The sequence below is a fragment of the Lentibacillus sp. Marseille-P4043 genome, assembly GCF_900258515.1.
Classification (GTDB): domain Bacteria; phylum Bacillota; class Bacilli; order Bacillales; family Amphibacillaceae; genus Lentibacillus_C.
In genome coordinates, this window is record NZ_LT984884.1 from 2,181,868 (window position 1) to 2,198,632 (window position 16,765).

Here is a 16,765-nt window from a genome sequence, read left to right on the forward strand (position 1 = left end):
ACAACAATCTTTTAAAACAGCCTAATAAAAAAACAGACACCTTCATGGAGGTGTCTGCCACTTTTATGTTTTAAAATACTTGTTCAATCTCCGTAACACCTGGAACTTCAGCCATTAATGCACGTTCGATTCCAGCTTTTAAAGTGATGGTTGAACTTGGGCAATTTCCACATGCTCCCATAAGACGAAGAAGTACAATGCCATTATCATCAACATCAATTAATTCCACATCTCCACCATCACGCAGTAGGAATGGACGTAATTTTTCTAACACTTCGCGAACTTGTTCTTGCATTATCCATCTTCTCCTTTCTAATTATATTATAAGCTGCATTATGAAAAAAATCTATTAGAAATTATGTTTTTTGGACAGCTACTTTTAGTATAACAGATACTTTCATTTTATCTTTTATAAAAGTTTTTGTAAAATAAAAGTAACTATGTTGGTGGAGGTTTTATAAATGGGGATGAAGAAAGTAACGATAACAATTTATGGGGCTGAACAAATTTGCGCAAGCTGTGTCGGTGCTCCAGGCTCAAAGGATACGTACGAATGGCTTCAAGCAGCAGTTGCTCGGAAATATGATACCAATACTGTGGAATATGAGTATGTAGATATAAATGAACCACCAGAAATAGAAAAGCATAAACAATTTGCCCAACGTGTACTTACAGAGGATTTGTTTTTTCCAATCGTGTTTGTTAATGACGAAATGGTTGCGGAAGGAATTCCTAGACTAAAGACGATTTATCATGCGCTGGATACTAATGGAGTTGAACTTTTAGCATAAAAAAATGAGGAAAACGTAATGAAAATACCTTTTACAAAGATGCATGGATTAGGCAATAATTATATTTATCTTGATTTATTTCGATTTAGTATCGCAGAGGATAAAGTAGTGCCACTTGCAATGCAGGTGGCTGATGTGCATACCGGCATTGGTTCTGACGGACTGATCTTGATTGAACCAAGTAATGTGGCTGAAGTTAAAATGCGTATTTTTAATAAAGATGGATCGGAAGGAAAAACGTGTGGCAACGGGTTGCGCTGTGTTGCAAAATACGTTTGTGAGAATGAAATTGTTCCATTTCGAAATTTTCGGATTGAGACGAAAGCAAATGTTGTTGATGTGATCGTTGGCCTTGATGAAAATGATGATATAAAGGATGTTACGATTAACATGGGTAAGCCAACACTAAACCGTGCTGCGATTCCTATGGCTGGGGAAAATGAACCGTTCGTTGTGGCAGAGCCGTTTTTAATTGACGGTCAGCAACTGGAAGTTACAGCAGTCTCCATGGGCAACCCGCATGCCGTGTTTTTCGTTGATGAAATTGATAAGGCACCATTATATGATCTAGGTCCCGTTATTGAAAAAGATAAGTGCTTTCCAGAGGGTGTTAACGTGGAGTTTGTAGAAGTGTTGTCAGAACATGAAATGAATTTTCGTGTCTGGGAACGGGGGTCTGGTGTAACGCAAGCCTGCGGGTCTGGAGCATGTGCAGCAGTTGTAGCAGCAATTTTAAATGGTTATATGAAAAAAGATGAAAAGATTTGTGTACATTTAAGTGGTGGTAATTTAGTTGTTCGATGGGATTCAGATGGGTCAGTTTGGATGACTGGTGGAGCAGAAACGATAGCAACTGGTGTATTTTACATGAAATGAATAATTTGAATCATGCCGAAACTGTTTGTATACTAGTAAGTAAAGATCATCTTAAATTAGAGAAGGAGGACATGGAATGGTTATTACGTTTACTGATAAAGCAATTGAACAGGTGCAAGAAATGATGAAAGACGAAGAAGAAAATGTTCGCCTTAGATTTGGAATAAAAGGTGGCGGCTGTAGCGGATTATCTTATGCTCTAGGGTTTGATTATGATATAAATGAAGAATTGGATATGGTTGATGAAATAAACGGTATCCCTGTTACTATCTTTAAACAGGATATCCCGATTATTGAAGGAACAACAATCGATTTCAAACAAAATATGATGGGTGGAGGATTTTCAATCGATAATCCGAATGCTATCGTTTCTTGTGGATGTGGGTCTTCATTTAAAGCGAAGGATCGAGCAGGTACTCCAGAGAAATGTTAATGAGAGGTCAGGGCGCTTATGTAGGCGTTCTGGCTTTTATTTTGGCATATTTTTGATGATTGCCTACTAGTTGAATTTGTTTAGATTACATACATAACTGATAAATCTTTTGTTCCCATATAAGCAAACTTATAATTGGGACAGTCCCTATTGCTTTACGAATGTACTAAAGCAATAGGGACTGTCCCGCTTATAATTAAAACATGCTTGTTGAGTGCTTCGGTTGTACCCTAGCTTTCGGATCAATATATTGTTTGGCATTATTAATTGCTGTTGGCCCTTCCCCAAATCCAGTGGCAATAAGATTGATCTTTCCAGGGTATGTAACAATATCTCCTGCAGCATAGATACCTGGGATATTTGTTTCCATTTTCGTGTTCACAACAATACTATTTTTCTCTATTTCTAAGCCCCAATCTTTTATTGGACCCAAAGTAGAAACGAAACCGTAATTACATAACACGGAATCAACATCCAACTCAATTTCACGATCACCTTTTACTTCTTCTAATGTTACCTTTTCAATTGTGTCATTGCCTGTAATACTTCTTGGTGTAAAAGGCGTCAAAACATCAACCGTCGATGCCATTAATTTTTCAACACTATGTTCATGAGCCCTAAATTTATCACGTCGATGTACGAGTGTTACCTTTTTAGCAATTGTCTCAAGCATTAAAGCCCAGTCAACTGCAGAGTCACCACCACCAAGCAACATAACATGCTTGTCTTTATACTGATCCATATCCTTAACATGGTAGTGTAAATTAACCCCTTCAAACTTTTCAAAATCACCAACATTCAATCTCCGCGGCTGAAATGCACCATTTCCGGCTGTGATGATCATGGTTTTTGTATAATGTGTTTCTTTGTTTGTTGTTAGTTTAAGTGTCTGATCTTCCAGACGTTCTACCTTTTCGACCGCTTGTCCCAATACAATGGTCGGATCAAACAGATTAGCTTGCTCCTCTAAGTTATCGACCAGTTCCTGGGCACGAATTTTGGGAAATCCTGCAACATCATAAATATCTTTCTCAGGATACAAGGCCGTCAATTGCCCACCAGTATGAGGCAAGCTTTCAATTATTTTTACTCTTGCATCGCGCATGCCACCGTAAAAGGCAGTAAATAAGCCAGTCGGACCTGCACCAATAATTGTTACATCATATATTTTTTCTGACATTAATAAGCTCCTCCATTCCATAGTTACTATACTACGACATATTAATTTTATCATAAAGAGATATGCTATGTGTTTTACTGAGCATGATGGTCAATTTTCTGTAACAGCTTCAATTTTTAATTTTATAAATGAATGAATAGGGTTGAAAAGTACCAGGAAAAAGGCTAAGATATTGTTTGGATCTAGTATATTACGATTGTGTGACAAAAACATTTCAAAGATTACATACTTGGCGGATGTTAAGTTTTTCTTATGTTATTTTACGTGAATTATGTCACATAGGGAATACGGAAAATTTTACAGACGGAAGTGATGAATGAATGAGAAAGCCGAATATAGTGATTCTAGGTGCAGGTTATGGTGGGATGATGACTACTGTAAAGCTGCAAAAATCATTAGGAATCAACGAGGCAACCATTACACTTGTTAATAAAAATAACTATCATTACCAAACGACTTGGTTACATGAAAATGCGGCCGGTACATTGCATCATGACCGTACACGCATTCCAATAAAAGAAGTTGTTAATACGAATAAAATTAATTTTGTTCGAGATACAGTAGTTAAAGTAAAAACCGATGAAAAAAAAGTTAAATTGCAGCATGGGGAACTGACATATGATATTTTGGTTGTGGCTCTTGGTTTTGAAGCAGCTACGTTTGGTATCCCAGGATTAATCGAAAATGCTTTCACAATAGGCAATATTAATAATGCAAGGGTAATCAGGGAACACATTGAGTATAATTTCGCAATGTACCATAACGAACAGGAAAAAAATCAAGCACGCTTAAACATTGTTGTTGGCGGTGGCGGATTTACCGGGGTTGAGTTTATTGGTGAACTGGCTAACCGGATTCCGGAATTGTGTAAAGAATATGATATTGATAAGAATTTGGTACGGATTATTAATGTGGAAAGTTCACCAACTGTATTACCTGGGTTTGACCCACAGCTTGTTGAATATGCGATGAACTCACTAGAATCACGTGGTGTTGAATTTGTAACTGGTGCAATGTTAAAAGAATGTAAACCAGAGAGCATCGTTTACGAAAAAGATGGCAAACAAGTAGAGGTCCCAACATTAACAACCGTTTGGGCGGCTGGAGTCCGTGCTAATACAGTTGTGGAAAAATCTGGTTTTGTGACAAATCGAGGTAAAGTTGAAGTACAAAAGGATATGCGCGCACCAGGTTACAATGATGTGTTTGTGCTTGGTGATTGTGCATTAATTACGAATCCAGAAAGCGGACATCCATACCCACCAACGGCACAAATCGCGATTCAAGAGTCCCAAACAGTAGCACAAAACGTAAAGAAGCTTGTACAAGGGACGCAGGAACTAAAACATTTTGAACCAAAAATTCTTGGCACGGTCGCATCACTTGGACATAACGATGCAATAGGTGTTATTTTGAATGAACGAAAGTTGTTTGGCTTTAAAGCAACGGTCATGAAGAAAATGATCGATAATCGTTATTTATTAAAGCTAGGCGGTTTAAGTCTATTAATGAGAAAAGGCAAATTCAATATTTTTTATTAAGTTAAGGCACTAGAGCTGGACGCGACTTACACTGTTGTTAATATAAATAAGGTCTTTATTTATATACTATCTTATCTTTAAAAAAGCAAAGGCAATCTTGCTGCCTTTGCTTTTATTCCTTTTTATTATAGAATGGAGTTTGTGTAAATAGATCGCGAATGAGGGGGACACAGCGTTGATTCAGTTTGTTGTTTCTATATTATTATTTTTCGTCATATTTTTTGGGATTGCATTTATCCTAAATATGTTGTTAAGACGTACATGGTTAATGTCCTATATTTATCCGATAATTGTCATCATGATTGTCGATAATATTGCAACGACGCAATATTTTAAAGATCCAGGTGATTCGTTCTCACAATTACTCACAAGGGTAGTAAATTTAACACCGGTTGATATAACAATTTTAGTTGCTGGTTTTGTTGGAACAATTGTCTCGGGATTTGTTATTAAATTTCTTCGTAAAAGTGGCTATCAAATGTTTTAATTAAATATGTTTGAATAAAATGTTGCTAGATTGGAAATGATGACATCCAGAGAGGTGTTATCATTGAAAAAAATTAAATTTTTCCGAAGAACAGGAATGTTTCTACTGTTTTTAGCTGCATTTTATACGACGATTTCTAGTATTTCAAACGTCACTTTAACAGATGTCCATGCATTGGTTGAAAAAGATGTACCATATGCATCCGTTGCTCCAGAGGGATCTCTCACTGGGAAACAGGTTACACTTCAAGAAAAAACATTAAACTATAAAAAAGAGCCAAAAAGATATATTTCCAGTGAACAGATCGAAGGGCCAAAAACATTGGAAGAAGCGATTAATGCTAAACAGTATCCAAGTACCACTGTTGTTGCAACAGGTTACACAGCAGGAGTTGAATCGACGGGTAAATCACCTGGTCACCCTGAATATGGGATTACGTATTCCGGTGTACAGGTTAAACGTGATTTGTACTCTACCATCGCAGCTGATTTAAGTGTTTATCCGGTTGGAACCGTTATGTTTATTCCTGATTACGGATATGGGGTTGTTGCGGATAAAGGTGGCGCAATCAACGGCAATGAAATCGATCTATATTACCCTACGGTTGAAGACGTATATGAAAAATGGGGTAAAAAAGAAGTAGAGGTGTACATCGTTGAAATGGGTGATGGCAACCTAAGCGAAGAACAGCTTATTGAATGGAATGAAAACGAGGCATTACAGGTATTTCGCGAGCAAATCACAAAAAGTTAACCCAAAAACAGGCATACAATGATGTATGCCTGTTTTTTATAAAAGGTAAAGGATAAATGCGATGCATATTCCAGTTAATCCACCAAAAAATACTTCGATTGGCTGATGACCAAGAAGTTCTTTTAAATCCTTGCGTTTCTCATACTCTGCTTTTTTCTTCCAATCTTTTGCGCCTTCAACAAAATAGAGAAAATCTTTGCGCATTTGATTTAATACAATAGCATGTTCTCCAGCTTGTCTGCGTACACCTGTCGCATCAAACATCGTAATAATACTAAAAACACATGAAACAGCGAAAACTGTAGAGGTTACGTTTTCCATGATCCCGATGCCGGTTGTTAAAGCAGCAACAGCGGCGGAATGACTACTTGGCATACCACCAGTACTAAAGGCCAAACTTGGCTTAAATTCTTTTGTTGCAATGAGATGAATCGGTATTTTTATTATTTGTGCAAAGGCAATTGCGATCAATGCAGCCCATAAGGGGAAATTTGTGAAAAGGCTCATGAATAGATGAAACCTCCTTTCTAGTTTAGGCCTGTGCTTGCTGTTCATCTATGGGAAAACTGCAAGGGGCGTTTAAAAAAAATCGCTGATTATAGTATCATACAGAATAATGAAAAGCATACAGGCGAGCGAATGGAGGAAAAGTAATTTTGTCGCACAATAACTAGCAGTAAACCCCTGTTTATAAAAAAGAACAAGGATACTTCCCGTGGAAATATCCTTGTACTTATTATTTATTTAAATTTTAGCAGTCAACCATCTGGCTGGAATTCGTTTGGCTAAATTAACCATGAACACACCGGAAAGGCAAGCTAAGGCGGCATCCTTTATTAAAAATGGGATCATGCTTGTCCATGCAACTATATAAGAAATATCTAATTCCAACCAGGTATTCATCGCAATGTACATGTAGGTAACACCAATTCCATAATTTGCTGCCAATCCAATAACCGCTGCGGCTGTGTATAATGGAATGGATGGTTTTTTACTAAAATCGGTGATCAACCCGACAAAAAATGCTACAAAAATAAAAGAAATAATAAATCCACCTGTAGGACTGACTAATGCCATTGGTCCAGCAGACATCCCTGCAAAAACTGGGACACCAGCAACCCCAACAAGTATATACGTGATCATTGAAATGGTTCCGAGTTTTTTACCAAGCATTAACCCTGCTAAAATTGCGAAAAAAGTTTGTAATGATAACGGTACAGATGCCCCGCCAATTGGGACAGCTAATATAGGAAACCATACTGCTATATTAGCACCAATTGCCATTAAACAGACGAATACAGCACCAAATGTTAGATCTAATGGACGTAAACCATTCATATGTATTCTCTCCCTTCCTTGTAAGGTAATCATAAGGGAGAAGGTGTCACATTGTCAACTTAATTTTGATATGGTTTACAATTAGGAAACACTGTCCCTACCAGCTAACACGCTAGCACGGTGGGGACAGACTTTTATTTAATTGCTGCATCCAAAGCAATTTCCATCATGTCATTAAAGGTAGTTTGGCGTTCTTCTGCTGTCGTCTCTTCGCCAGTTAGGATGTGATCTGAAACTGTTAAAACTGATAAAGCCTGACGATCAAATTTTGCTGCTAGGGTATACAAAGCGGATGTCTCCATTTCAATTGCTAAAACTTTATATTTGGCTAATAACTCATTAAGCTCTTTTGCATTATCGCGATAAAAAGTGTCGCTTGTAAAGACATTTCCTACCCGTAGATTTAGTCCTTTTTCTATACCTACATCATATGCATCTTTTAATAAGTTGAAATCTGCCAATGGCGCATAATCAATTCCATTAAACACCATGCGATTGATTTGTGAATCAGTTGTTGATCCCTGTGCTAAAATAACATCGCGAACTTGAACATCTTTCTGGATCGCACCGCATGTCCCAACACGAATTAATTTTTGAACATCATAACTTTGAATAAGTTCATTAACATAAATTGAAATTGAAGGAACTCCCATGCCCGTTCCTTGGACAGATATTTTTTCACCTTTATACGTCCCGGTAAAACCATACATACCTCGAACATTATTGTATTGCGTTACATCCTTTAAAAATGTTTCTGCAATAAATTTTGCCCGTAGTGGATCCCCCGGTAACAAGATTTTATCGGCAATTTCGCCTTTTTTAGCACCAATATGTACACTCATCCATTGAACCTCCTACATTTTTTGCTTTTCTTACAAAATAACGTTATCACAACACCAATTTAAAGACAAATTTCTTTCTTATAGTAGGGTTTTTTTGTTTCATAAATGTGAGGAATTGTATATAATAAAGATAGTTCATTCATTCACGTTTTTTATAAAATGATTTGAGTTAATGACGAGCAAAAATGTATGTTAATGAAGTACATACGTATATTTATTACAATTGGAAGGATGAGATACAATGCAAGAAAAAACATTCACAATCACTGCAGATACAGGTGTACATGCTCGACCTGCAACATTGTTGGTGAATAAAGCTGGACAGTATGAATCAGAGGTTGAGGTTGCATATAATGGTAAAACAGTTAACCTTAAATCAATCATGGGTGTTATGTCTTTAGGTATTCCAAAAGATGCCGAAATTAAGGTTATCGCAACTGGTAATGACGAAGCTGACGCACTTGAAGGTGTCGAAGCGGTTATAAAAGAACATTTAGGTGAATAGTGAAGTTTAAGCTAGAGAAATTCAATTCCTCTAGCTTTTTATTTTTCCGATTAAAATATCGCATTTACAAATCATTAATTAACGGTTAAAGTCTATACTAGAATAGATTAGTAATGGAATATGAGGTGACAATATGAATGTATCTGTATCACAATTGCCTGGAATAGGTCAGAAAATCTCATTTAAAACATCTGAGGATAATTTGCTTGTTATTATTGTTCATCATACTGGAAAACGGGAACTTTATTTCTTCGAGGATGCGGATGGGGAAGAAGCAGATTTTGCGATGGATTTAACCCCGGATGAGACGAGGGAACTGGCCGCACAATTATTAGGGGCAACCTATCAACCTGTTGACGTTGAAAAAATGCGCATGTTTAAAAGTCAGATTATCGTTGACTATATCACGTTGAAAGAAAAATCTTCCCTTGTATTTAAAACCATTGAGGAGTCAGATATTCGAAATAAAACCGGTGCAACGATAATTGGTATTGTACATGGAGAGGATGTTATCGCCATCCCAGAGGCTGACACAACATTAAAACCAGGAGACGTACTTATGTCAGTTGGAAAAGATGATCAGATAGCATCGTTAACAGAGCTTTGTAAGGGTGGGGAATGATGCAGTTTGTTTAGTGAACTTCCGGCTTTATTAGATGCAGGAATGATCTTATTAGGAATTTTCTTACTTGGTTTTATTGGATTAAGAACAAACTTCCCAAATGTTATTTTGTATATTTTATTTGGGATCGCATTAGCAGGCTTTTTTGACAATCATGGGATATTGCACTTTGCAAGTGAAATTGCGATTGTGTTACTGTTCTTCCTGCTGGGATTGGAATTTAATACAAAACGCTTAGGCGGCATTGCCAAAAAGATCTGGAGTTCTGGTTTATTAGACGTTGGGCTTAGTCTAGGTGTAACGATGATCATTGCTTTCGGATTTGGCATGGATTGGTTTTCTTCCTTTTTGATTGGCGGTCTGGCCTATGCAACAAGTTCATCCATAACAGCTAAACTTCTAGATGACAAGGGAAGAATGGCTAACGTCGAAACGGAATACGTGTTAGGAATTCTGATTTTTGAAGACTTAATAGCACCAATTATTGTAGCTATTTTGATTGCGTTAAGCTCAGGAGATACTTTTTCTGGGTCAGACTTAATGATTCTATTAGGAAAAATAGTTGGGCTTGCATTGGTGGCTGTTTTATTAAGTAAAACATTATTTAAACGATTTGAGGAATTTTTGCTTAAAATTGAAGATGAGGACTTTAAAATTGTATTACTAGTTGGAATTGCTGTTACCTATGGTGGTTTAGCAGTGTTTCTAGGACTATCCGAAGTACTTGGGGCGTTTTTAGCAGGTGTCATGTTAGCTGAGATTGGTAAAATTGAGCGGATAGAGGGAACTGTTACACCAATCAAAAACCTTATGCTTCCAACCTTTTTTGTCTATTTTGGGACAACCATCAATCTAGGAAATGGTATCCCGCTACCGATATTACTTATAGTCCTTATTGTATGGTCAGTAATCGCTAAAGTTCTGGTAGGTACAATAGGTGGAAAATTATATGGACTCTCCAAGCGTGTGTCGTTAAGGGCTGGTCTGTCCTTGTGCGCACGTGGTGAATTTTCCGTTGTTATTGCAGGTGTAGCGGTTGGGTCGATAAAAGTTTTTGGTGGTATTTATATCGTAGCATCAGCATTTATTGGGATGATGTTATTTAATTATGCACCAAAAATTACAACAAAGATTTACGGAAAACCTGAAAAGAAAAAAAGAAACCTAAAAGTTCCAACTTAATAACAAAAGGGCGACCTGCTATAGGCCGTCCTAATTTTTATTTGTAGTAGCTTTTGTGATAGTATTTTTCTTCTATATCTTGTAATTTCTTGAGTGCTTCCTGGCTAAAGTTGTTATCTTTCTTTATTAGTTTTTCTTTCATTGTTGCTAATGCAGTTTTCAGTGATGTATGATAATCAGGAATTTCATCGTCGTACGGGTAAACGACTGCTTTATCGACGTTCATTTTTTCGTAATGTGCTAAAGCTTTTCGTTCGTGAAAGAAAACACTATCATCGATAACTCCCGGATGGTGCAAATCACCTTGCATTGGGTGTTTCATCACGGCTAACACCATAACCAAAAATCGTTCTCCTCTGTCTTCCTGTACTTCTCCTATGTAGACTCCAGAATTATAATGGGCTCGAACAATATCCCCAACATGAACTGTCATATTTACCATCTCCTTCATAGAGGTTGTTCAAAAAGTCCGGTAAAAATGACACATCGTTAAGGGGAACTTCAACTAAGTTCCGACACGTCCTGTGTCGAACGTCGAAGTCACCACTTCCTGTGGAAGCTCGTTGGCTTGTTTCTCCGCTGCTCATGTATTTAAATGCATACATTCCGCTGCTCGAAACTACGCCGCCTCGAACTTCTCGGTCCTTTTTATCCTCCTTTTTGACTCTCTTATACATTCATTGTGCCAAAAAATGAATTGCTTGGCTAATAATTGGTGTTTTACCTTTAGTGAATGATTAAAGTTTGCTATAATCTAGTAGAAGGACGTGAGTGACAATGATGGAATTTCTTTATTTTCCAGATGATAAATCAGAATACATTCCAGCTATTATTGAGTTTCTAGTATTTATGATAGTAGCTTGTGTCGTAATGTACTTTTTTTACAAACATTCCAAGAAAGAAGCTCGTAAAGTAGACCAACAGTATAATCAAACAAATCATACAAATTATACAAATCATACAAATGATGATAAATGAAAGTAACGAATCCCTTTCGTATTGAATAGAAGGGGTTCTTTTTGTTGATACTTAGTAAAAAGTGGATACAAAAGGAGCAACTTACATGCGTTTTATTGTTATACTTCTCATCTTATTTGTTTCATCATGTCAAGGTGATGATGCAGAGACAGCACGATCTGTTGATATGTATAATAAGTCAGGTGATTTGATTGGAACGGCTGCTTTAACAGAGCAACCTGATGGTGTTAAAGTGAAATTAAAGTTGGAAGGGTTAACACCAGGATTGCATGGGATTCATGTCCATGAGTTCCCAAGCTGCAAAGGTCCCGATTTTAAAAGTGCTGGAAATCATTATGATCCAGAAGGGAAAGAGCATGGATTAATGTCTCCTGAGGGGGCACACTTAGGCGATATGCCAAATATTGAGGCTGATGCAGATGGCCTTGCCGATGCGGAGCTGATGATTGCTGGTGCAACACTTTTAGATGGTAAAAAGTCGCTGTTAAAAGAGGATGGAACGTCAATTGTTATCCATAAGCAGCAAGATGATGGTGTGAGTCAGCCGAGTGGGGATTCAGGGCCAAGAGTCGCATGTGGTGAAATAAAGGCAAATCCAAAAGCAGGTAAGGAAAAAACACCGACAGATCCAACAGAATTCAATGAAAAACAAAAAGATAAATAAACAGCTGCTTGCTCAATATAAAGAGCAAGCAGCTGTTTGTTTATCGGTGAAATAACATATTTCACGAAAAGTTTTACTAGTTGTTAACCGCATCAATGATTCGTTTAACCCCGTCTTCTAAAATAGCTTTGGGACAGGCAATATTCATGCGCATGAAAATTTTTCCTTCTTCACCATAGGAAACCCCTTCATTTAGCCCTACTTTTGCTTGCTGAATCATAAACTGTTTCAGCCCATCGGCATCCAATTGTAATGAACTACAATCGATCCAAAGTAAGTATGTCCCTTCCGTTTGAATCACTTTTAAACTTGTATGTTTGTTAAACATGTCTACAACATAATCGTGATTTTCCTGAAGCACTTGTTTTAATTCATCGAGCCAAGCTTCACCGTAAGTATAGGCAGCCTCTAATGCAGTGTTACCTAATGTATTTAGCATACCATGACCTTGAATACTAAGCTGGTTAGTCAATTTCTCGCGTTTCTCTTTGCTTTCCGTAATAATATAGGATGCTTGTAATCCTGCTAAATTGAATGTTTTAGATGGTGACATGCATGTAATGGTTTGCTCGGAAATCTCTGCTGATAGAGAGGCAATTGGAATATGGCGGTAATCCGGATAAGTAAGATCAGCATGGATTTCATCAGAAATAATGGTGACGTCATATTTCAAGCAAAGCCGAGCCATTTCTTGCAACTCCTCTTCACGCCAAACACGTCCAACTGGATTGTGTGGGGAACAGAGAATAAATGCCTTTACACCAGATTTTAATTTTTCTTCAAAGTCCACAAAATCAATCTGATAATGATTATCCTGCAGTGCAAGCGGATTCTTAATTACATTACGACCATGTTGTTCAATAACATGATAAAATGGCGTATAGACAGGTGTTTGAATTAAAATGTTGTCATTTGGTTCGGTAAATGTTTGAACAGCCATATGTAAACTTGTTACGACACCAGGGCTGAACGTAAGGAAGTCTTGTTTGATAGGCCAATTATGTCGTTTACCTACCCAGTTTACAATTGCCTGTTTTACATCCTGATCAATAACTGTGTAGCCAAAGATGCCATGTTCTGCCCGCTTAACGATTGCATCGACTACTTCCTGTGGTGCTTTAAAATCCATATCAGCGACCCACATCGGCAATACGTCAGACGATTGGAATATGGAATCTAGCAAGTCCCATTTTACGGACCGTGTGTTTTTACGATTGTGTATCAAATCAAAATTACCCATTAATAGCCCTCCAAATAATCCCATTTTTAATACTATTATATCGTAAAAATGAATAAAAAAAAGCAAAGCGCTTATACGCTTTGCTTACAGGGGGAATACGAGAAAGTCTTACAATAATAGTATTACCCGGTCTCAAAAAAGATAAACCCTTTTTTGGTAAAAACTTTTTATTTTTTTGTTGTTGTTCATCATCCGAATAGCGAACTCTTTGCAACTTTTTTTGATATAAAACATTGATCAAACTTTAAAGCCTTTTTTCTAAAGCTTCTTTTTCTTCTTCAAAGCCTTTTTTACCTAATAAGGCAAACATATTTTTCTTATAAGCTTCAACACCTGGTTGGTTAAATGGATTGACTCCTAATAAATATCCACTTATGGCACATGCTTTTTCAAAAAAGTAAACTAAATAGCCAAACGTGTATGCATTTAGTTCAGGCACTTCGATGGTTAAGTTAGGGACATTTCCATCTGTATGAGCTAATTGTGTGCCTTGGTATGCCTTTTGATTAATATCGCTAATTGTTCTGCCAGCCAAATAGTTAAGTCCGTCCAAGTTTTGCTCGTCTTCTTCTAGAGTTAATTCATGTTTTGCCTTGCTAACGTAAAGAACCGTTTCAAATAAATCACGTCGACCTTCTTGGATATATTGTCCCAATGAATGAAGGTCAGTTGTGAAGTTAGCAGATGACGGAAAAATGCCTTTTTGATCTTTTCCTTCACTTTCACCAAATAATTGTTTCCACCATTCGGCAAAATATTGCAATTGTGGTTCATAGTTAATGAGCATCTCAATTGTCTTTCCTTTATTATATAAAATGTTTCGGACTGCTGCGTATTGATATGCTGGGTTATTTTCTAAGGTAGGGTCAGCCAAATCTTTTCTTGCGTCATTGGCACCTTGCATCATCTCGTTGATTGACACACCACTTACAGCAATTGGCAAGAGTCCCACAGCAGTTAAAACGGAATAGCGGCCACCGACATCATCCGGAATCACGAACGACTCATAGCCTTCTTTATCTGCTAATGTTTTTAATGCACCTTTTTCCTTATCGGTAGTTGCATAAATACGTTTTTTTGCTTCTTCTTTTCCATATTTATCTTCTAAGTATTTTCTGAATATCCGAAAGGCAATCGCTGGTTCAGTTGTTGTACCGCTTTTTGAGATAACATTAATGGATACATTTTTATCTTCCAAGACATCAAACAAATCGTTCATGTAAGTGGAACTCATATGATGACCAACGAAGATTACTTGCGGGCTGTTTCGCTCATTATCAGACAGCAAATTTTGGAAAGAGTGATTTAACATTTCAATTGCTGCACGCGCCCCTAGATAGGATCCACCAATTCCGATGACAAGTAGCACATCTGAATCTTGGCGAATTTTTTTTGCACTTGACGTAATTCGCGAAAATTCTTCTTTATCATAGGACTCGGGCAAATCAACCCAGCCTAAAAAGTCATTACCTGCACCTGTTTTGTTATGGATAGCGTTGTGTGCAGACAAAACGAATTGATCTAGGTTCTCAATTTCAGATTTATCCATAAACGAAAGTACTTTTTCATATGAAAATGTTATATGTGTCATTTTTATCCTCCTAAAAAAGCATTCACTTTAAATTTACCGAATGAAAGCTGTTAAATCAAGAATGTACGTCTATAAAGAGTGAAAAAGAGGCAGGCTCGAGTGAAATTGACAACAAAATGTCAATATAAACTTGAGTCTGCCTCTTTTTACACCTTATTTCTTGAATGTTCCTTCACGTTCTTTAGATTGTTCAATCCATTCTTCTAATTTGTCTTTTAATGTATTGAATCCGTTTGATCCACTGTCTTGTTGTTGTGGTTTTGCAGTCTGAGTTTTTGGTGCTTTTGTATTTTTCTTTGGTGCTTCTTCTGTTGCGCGGATTGATAATGATACTTTATTATTCTCCTCATCAACATTTAACACTTTAACGTTTACTTCATCTCCAACCTTTAAATGATCGTGAATATCTTTTACATAACCGTGTGTTACTTCAGAGATATGAACTAAGCCCTGTGTTTCCTCATTTAAGGCAACGAAAGCACCATATGGTTGAATTCCTGTAACTTTTCCTTGTAAAACCTGACCAGTTTCAAACTTGTCTGTCATGCTGAACAACTCCTATATCTTATTCGATTCCTTTTACACAATAAGACATTTTAACATAAATTACGATATCAAGCAAAAATAATTAGTGACTATTGATGGGATGACATTGCTATTAAGGTGTCATCCTCTTTCAGCTTGAAGTCAGCAGGTGGATTAATTTCCCACTTTTGCTTGCGGATTAGTCCAAGTAGTATGTGTTGTTTTTCGGAAAAATACACAACGCCTGTTTGAAAGGCTTTTCCATCTAGTTCTTTTGGCAATGTTATTTGTACAAAATGCTGGCTGGATAAAAGCTGCAAAATGGTTTCATATGGTTCGGATTCTTTTTTATTGAATAGCTCATGGTAAAGTAAAACACTCATAAAATCGTTCGATCGAATAATCGTGGATGCTCCTGCACGTGCCGCATTTTCAATTTGACTCTTAGACAGGATTTCAGCAATGATTGGTACTTCCTTGTTATTTCCTCTTACTGCCACTGTTGTCAAAATCGTGTTATGATCAGCCCGCCGTTCTTTTTTTGTATGATCCGCAGCAATAACAATATGTGCGGCCATCTCAATATTTGCTTGTTGCAGTGTTGCATCTTCACTTGCATCACCATGAATAAAATGGACTGGAAATTGTTTATATGGCAAATGATTCAGTGTACGGTCGATTAGGACGATTTCAATACTGGGGTCATGGTCTGATGTTAACTTGACTAATTGCCTTGTTCGTTCATTCCATCCGATAAAAATCACGTGATCACGCGCTTTAAAAGCAACGTTTCCTCTTGAAAGTTCCTGCTCATGTTGAATAGTTGCTGAAGAGATATGTGTGATATAAAAGGTTAACAGGCCACCACCAGATAAAATTAACAAAATGCCGATGATTTTTCCGAAAAATGTTAGTGGAACATAATCACCGTAACCAACTGTTGCCCCGGTTACAAATGCCCACCATACACCATCGAAAACAGAAGGAAATTGTGCTGGTTCAACAAAATGAATAATGATACCGAAAAAAATCATGACAACAAAAATAGTTATTAACAACCGAACAATAACCGGTAGTCGAAAATAAATATGTTTAATTACTTCAATGTTCATGTTTTTCACCTTATGTCTAAAGAAATCCATATTTTTAAGAGATAAGTAACAAAATTTTCATTTATAGCTAGTATTACGGTTCTCCTAAGGCACTTTTCGTAATGT

Annotated in this window: 20 protein-coding genes; 10 read left to right on the forward strand and 10 right to left on the reverse strand. The window is 37.0% G+C overall.

The genetic code is table 11. From position 1 onward, the window contains the following. Positions 1 to 70: 70 nt before the first annotated feature. Positions 71 to 295: a NifU family protein gene (locus C8270_RS10620; RefSeq protein WP_106496802.1), complete on the reverse strand. Its 225-nt coding sequence runs from the start codon at positions 293 to 295 to the stop codon at positions 71 to 73. Positions 296 to 461: 166 nt separating this feature from the next. On the opposite strand from C8270_RS10620, the gene C8270_RS10625 reads away from it, so the two are divergent. The 3 genes from C8270_RS10625 to C8270_RS10635 all read left to right on the forward strand — a co-directional run bounded on the left by C8270_RS10625 (position 462) and on the right by C8270_RS10635 (position 2,100). Then, positions 462 to 791, forward strand: a complete 330-nt coding sequence (locus tag C8270_RS10625) for a YuzD family protein (protein WP_106496803.1) — start codon at positions 462 to 464, stop codon at positions 789 to 791. An 18-nt stretch (positions 792 to 809) separates the two neighbouring features. After that, complete coding sequence (gene dapF / locus C8270_RS10630) at positions 810 to 1,667, forward strand: diaminopimelate epimerase (protein WP_106496804.1); 858 nt, start codon at positions 810 to 812, stop codon at positions 1,665 to 1,667. A 76-nt stretch (positions 1,668 to 1,743) separates the two neighbouring features. Continuing rightward, entirely contained in the window at positions 1,744 to 2,100 is a 357-nt protein-coding gene (locus C8270_RS10635) for a HesB/IscA family protein (RefSeq protein ID WP_106496805.1), read from the forward strand. Positions 2,101 to 2,296: 196 nt separating this feature from the next. On the opposite strand, the gene C8270_RS10640 is transcribed toward C8270_RS10635, so the two are convergent. After that, on the reverse strand, positions 2,297 to 3,280 hold the full coding sequence (locus tag C8270_RS10640; protein WP_106496806.1) for an NAD(P)/FAD-dependent oxidoreductase: 984 nt from the start codon (positions 3,278 to 3,280) through the stop codon (positions 2,297 to 2,299). Positions 3,281 to 3,600: 320 nt separating this feature from the next. Here C8270_RS10640 and C8270_RS10645 point away from each other — a divergent pair, with 320 nt between their 5' ends. From C8270_RS10645 to C8270_RS10655, 3 genes are all read left to right on the forward strand, one after another. Next, a complete protein-coding gene (locus C8270_RS10645; RefSeq protein WP_106496807.1) occupies positions 3,601 to 4,821 on the forward strand; it encodes an NAD(P)/FAD-dependent oxidoreductase in 1,221 nt (406 codons plus the stop codon). A 175-nt stretch (positions 4,822 to 4,996) separates the two neighbouring features. After that, entirely contained in the window at positions 4,997 to 5,308 is a 312-nt protein-coding gene (locus tag C8270_RS10650) for a YuiB family protein (RefSeq protein WP_106496808.1), read from the forward strand. Between the two features lie 96 nt (positions 5,309 to 5,404). Beyond that, on the forward strand, positions 5,405 to 6,061 hold the full coding sequence (locus tag C8270_RS10655) for a 3D domain-containing protein (protein ID WP_106498518.1): 657 nt from the start codon (positions 5,405 to 5,407) through the stop codon (positions 6,059 to 6,061). A 36-nt stretch (positions 6,062 to 6,097) separates the two neighbouring features. Here C8270_RS10655 and C8270_RS10660 read toward each other — a convergent pair whose 3' ends face one another. The 3 genes from C8270_RS10660 to deoD all read right to left on the reverse strand — a co-directional run bounded on the left by C8270_RS10660 (position 6,098) and on the right by deoD (position 8,241). Beyond that, a complete protein-coding gene (locus tag C8270_RS10660; protein ID WP_106496809.1) occupies positions 6,098 to 6,568 on the reverse strand; it encodes a divergent PAP2 family protein in 471 nt (156 codons plus the stop codon). Between the two features lie 237 nt (positions 6,569 to 6,805). Beyond that, entirely contained in the window at positions 6,806 to 7,399 is a 594-nt protein-coding gene (locus C8270_RS10665; protein WP_106496810.1) for a biotin transporter BioY, read from the reverse strand. Positions 7,400 to 7,533: 134 nt separating this feature from the next. Further along, positions 7,534 to 8,241: a purine-nucleoside phosphorylase gene (gene deoD, locus C8270_RS10670; protein WP_106496811.1), complete on the reverse strand. Its 708-nt coding sequence runs from the start codon at positions 8,239 to 8,241 to the stop codon at positions 7,534 to 7,536. 241 nt (positions 8,242 to 8,482) lie between these two features. On the opposite strand from deoD, the gene C8270_RS10675 reads away from it, so the two are divergent. From C8270_RS10675 to C8270_RS10685, 3 genes are all read left to right on the forward strand, one after another. Next, positions 8,483 to 8,746 (forward strand): phosphocarrier protein HPr, encoded by a 264-nt coding sequence (locus C8270_RS10675; protein WP_106496812.1) that lies wholly within the window; start codon positions 8,483 to 8,485, stop codon positions 8,744 to 8,746. 133 nt (positions 8,747 to 8,879) lie between these two features. Then, positions 8,880 to 9,368: a cation:proton antiporter regulatory subunit gene (locus tag C8270_RS10680; protein WP_106496813.1), complete on the forward strand. Its 489-nt coding sequence runs from the start codon at positions 8,880 to 8,882 to the stop codon at positions 9,366 to 9,368. Between the two features lie 6 nt (positions 9,369 to 9,374). After that, positions 9,375 to 10,550: a cation:proton antiporter gene (locus C8270_RS10685; RefSeq protein WP_106496814.1), complete on the forward strand. Its 1,176-nt coding sequence runs from the start codon at positions 9,375 to 9,377 to the stop codon at positions 10,548 to 10,550. A gap of 37 nt (positions 10,551 to 10,587) precedes the next feature. Here C8270_RS10685 and kapB read toward each other — a convergent pair whose 3' ends face one another. Beyond that, complete coding sequence (gene kapB, locus C8270_RS10690; RefSeq protein ID WP_234028546.1) at positions 10,588 to 11,001, reverse strand: kinase-associated lipoprotein B; 414 nt, start codon at positions 10,999 to 11,001, stop codon at positions 10,588 to 10,590. A 612-nt stretch (positions 11,002 to 11,613) separates the two neighbouring features. On the opposite strand from kapB, the gene C8270_RS10700 reads away from it, so the two are divergent. After that, on the forward strand, positions 11,614 to 12,192 hold the full coding sequence (locus C8270_RS10700) for a superoxide dismutase family protein (RefSeq protein ID WP_106496817.1): 579 nt from the start codon (positions 11,614 to 11,616) through the stop codon (positions 12,190 to 12,192). Between the two features lie 76 nt (positions 12,193 to 12,268). On the opposite strand, the gene C8270_RS10705 is transcribed toward C8270_RS10700, so the two are convergent. From C8270_RS10705 to C8270_RS10725, 4 genes are all read right to left on the reverse strand, one after another. Next, a complete protein-coding gene (locus tag C8270_RS10705) occupies positions 12,269 to 13,432 on the reverse strand; it encodes a MalY/PatB family protein (RefSeq protein ID WP_106496818.1) in 1,164 nt (387 codons plus the stop codon). A 244-nt stretch (positions 13,433 to 13,676) separates the two neighbouring features. Continuing rightward, positions 13,677 to 15,023, reverse strand: a complete 1,347-nt coding sequence (locus tag C8270_RS10715) for a glucose-6-phosphate isomerase (protein ID WP_106496820.1) — start codon at positions 15,021 to 15,023, stop codon at positions 13,677 to 13,679. Positions 15,024 to 15,176: 153 nt separating this feature from the next. Then, a complete protein-coding gene (yugI, locus tag C8270_RS10720) occupies positions 15,177 to 15,569 on the reverse strand; it encodes a S1 domain-containing post-transcriptional regulator GSP13 (RefSeq protein WP_106496821.1) in 393 nt (130 codons plus the stop codon). An 89-nt stretch (positions 15,570 to 15,658) separates the two neighbouring features. Then, positions 15,659 to 16,660 carry a potassium channel family protein gene (locus C8270_RS10725; RefSeq protein WP_106496822.1) on the reverse strand — a complete coding sequence of 334 codons (1,002 nt, stop codon included), beginning with the start codon at positions 16,658 to 16,660 and terminating at the stop codon, positions 15,659 to 15,661. Positions 16,661 to 16,765 lie beyond the last annotated feature (105 nt).

What these genes read in the sequence shown, in the direction of transcription:
- C8270_RS10700 (WP_106496817.1), top strand. Translation starts at nt 11,614, where the DNA reads ATGCGTTTTATTGTTATACTTCTCATCTTATTTGTTTCATCATGTCAA.
- C8270_RS10705 (WP_106496818.1), bottom strand. Translation starts at nt 13,432, where the DNA reads ATGGGTAATTTTGATTTGATACACAATCGTAAAAACACACGGTCCGTA.
- C8270_RS10725 (WP_106496822.1), bottom strand. Translation starts at nt 16,660, where the DNA reads ATGAACATTGAAGTAATTAAACATATTTATTTTCGACTACCGGTTATT.
- yugI (WP_106496821.1), bottom strand. Translation starts at nt 15,569, where the DNA reads ATGACAGACAAGTTTGAAACTGGTCAGGTTTTACAAGGAAAAGTTACA.
- C8270_RS10665 (WP_106496810.1), bottom strand. Translation starts at nt 7,399, where the DNA reads ATGAATGGTTTACGTCCATTAGATCTAACATTTGGTGCTGTATTCGTC.
- C8270_RS10675 (WP_106496812.1), top strand. Translation starts at nt 8,483, where the DNA reads ATGCAAGAAAAAACATTCACAATCACTGCAGATACAGGTGTACATGCT.
- C8270_RS10715 (WP_106496820.1), bottom strand. Translation starts at nt 15,023, where the DNA reads ATGACACATATAACATTTTCATATGAAAAAGTACTTTCGTTTATGGAT.
- kapB (WP_234028546.1), bottom strand. Translation starts at nt 11,001, where the DNA reads ATGAAGGAGATGGTAAATATGACAGTTCATGTTGGGGATATTGTTCGA.
- C8270_RS10645 (WP_106496807.1), top strand. Translation starts at nt 3,601, where the DNA reads ATGAGAAAGCCGAATATAGTGATTCTAGGTGCAGGTTATGGTGGGATG.
- dapF (WP_106496804.1), top strand. Translation starts at nt 810, where the DNA reads ATGAAAATACCTTTTACAAAGATGCATGGATTAGGCAATAATTATATT.
- C8270_RS10625 (WP_106496803.1), top strand. Translation starts at nt 462, where the DNA reads ATGGGGATGAAGAAAGTAACGATAACAATTTATGGGGCTGAACAAATT.
- C8270_RS10680 (WP_106496813.1), top strand. Translation starts at nt 8,880, where the DNA reads ATGAATGTATCTGTATCACAATTGCCTGGAATAGGTCAGAAAATCTCA.
- C8270_RS10660 (WP_106496809.1), bottom strand. Translation starts at nt 6,568, where the DNA reads ATGAGCCTTTTCACAAATTTCCCCTTATGGGCTGCATTGATCGCAATT.
- C8270_RS10620 (WP_106496802.1), bottom strand. Translation starts at nt 295, where the DNA reads ATGCAAGAACAAGTTCGCGAAGTGTTAGAAAAATTACGTCCATTCCTA.
- C8270_RS10635 (WP_106496805.1), top strand. Translation starts at nt 1,744, where the DNA reads ATGGTTATTACGTTTACTGATAAAGCAATTGAACAGGTGCAAGAAATG.
- deoD (WP_106496811.1), bottom strand. Translation starts at nt 8,241, where the DNA reads ATGAGTGTACATATTGGTGCTAAAAAAGGCGAAATTGCCGATAAAATC.
- C8270_RS10655 (WP_106498518.1), top strand. Translation starts at nt 5,405, where the DNA reads ATGTTTCTACTGTTTTTAGCTGCATTTTATACGACGATTTCTAGTATT.
- C8270_RS10640 (WP_106496806.1), bottom strand. Translation starts at nt 3,280, where the DNA reads ATGTCAGAAAAAATATATGATGTAACAATTATTGGTGCAGGTCCGACT.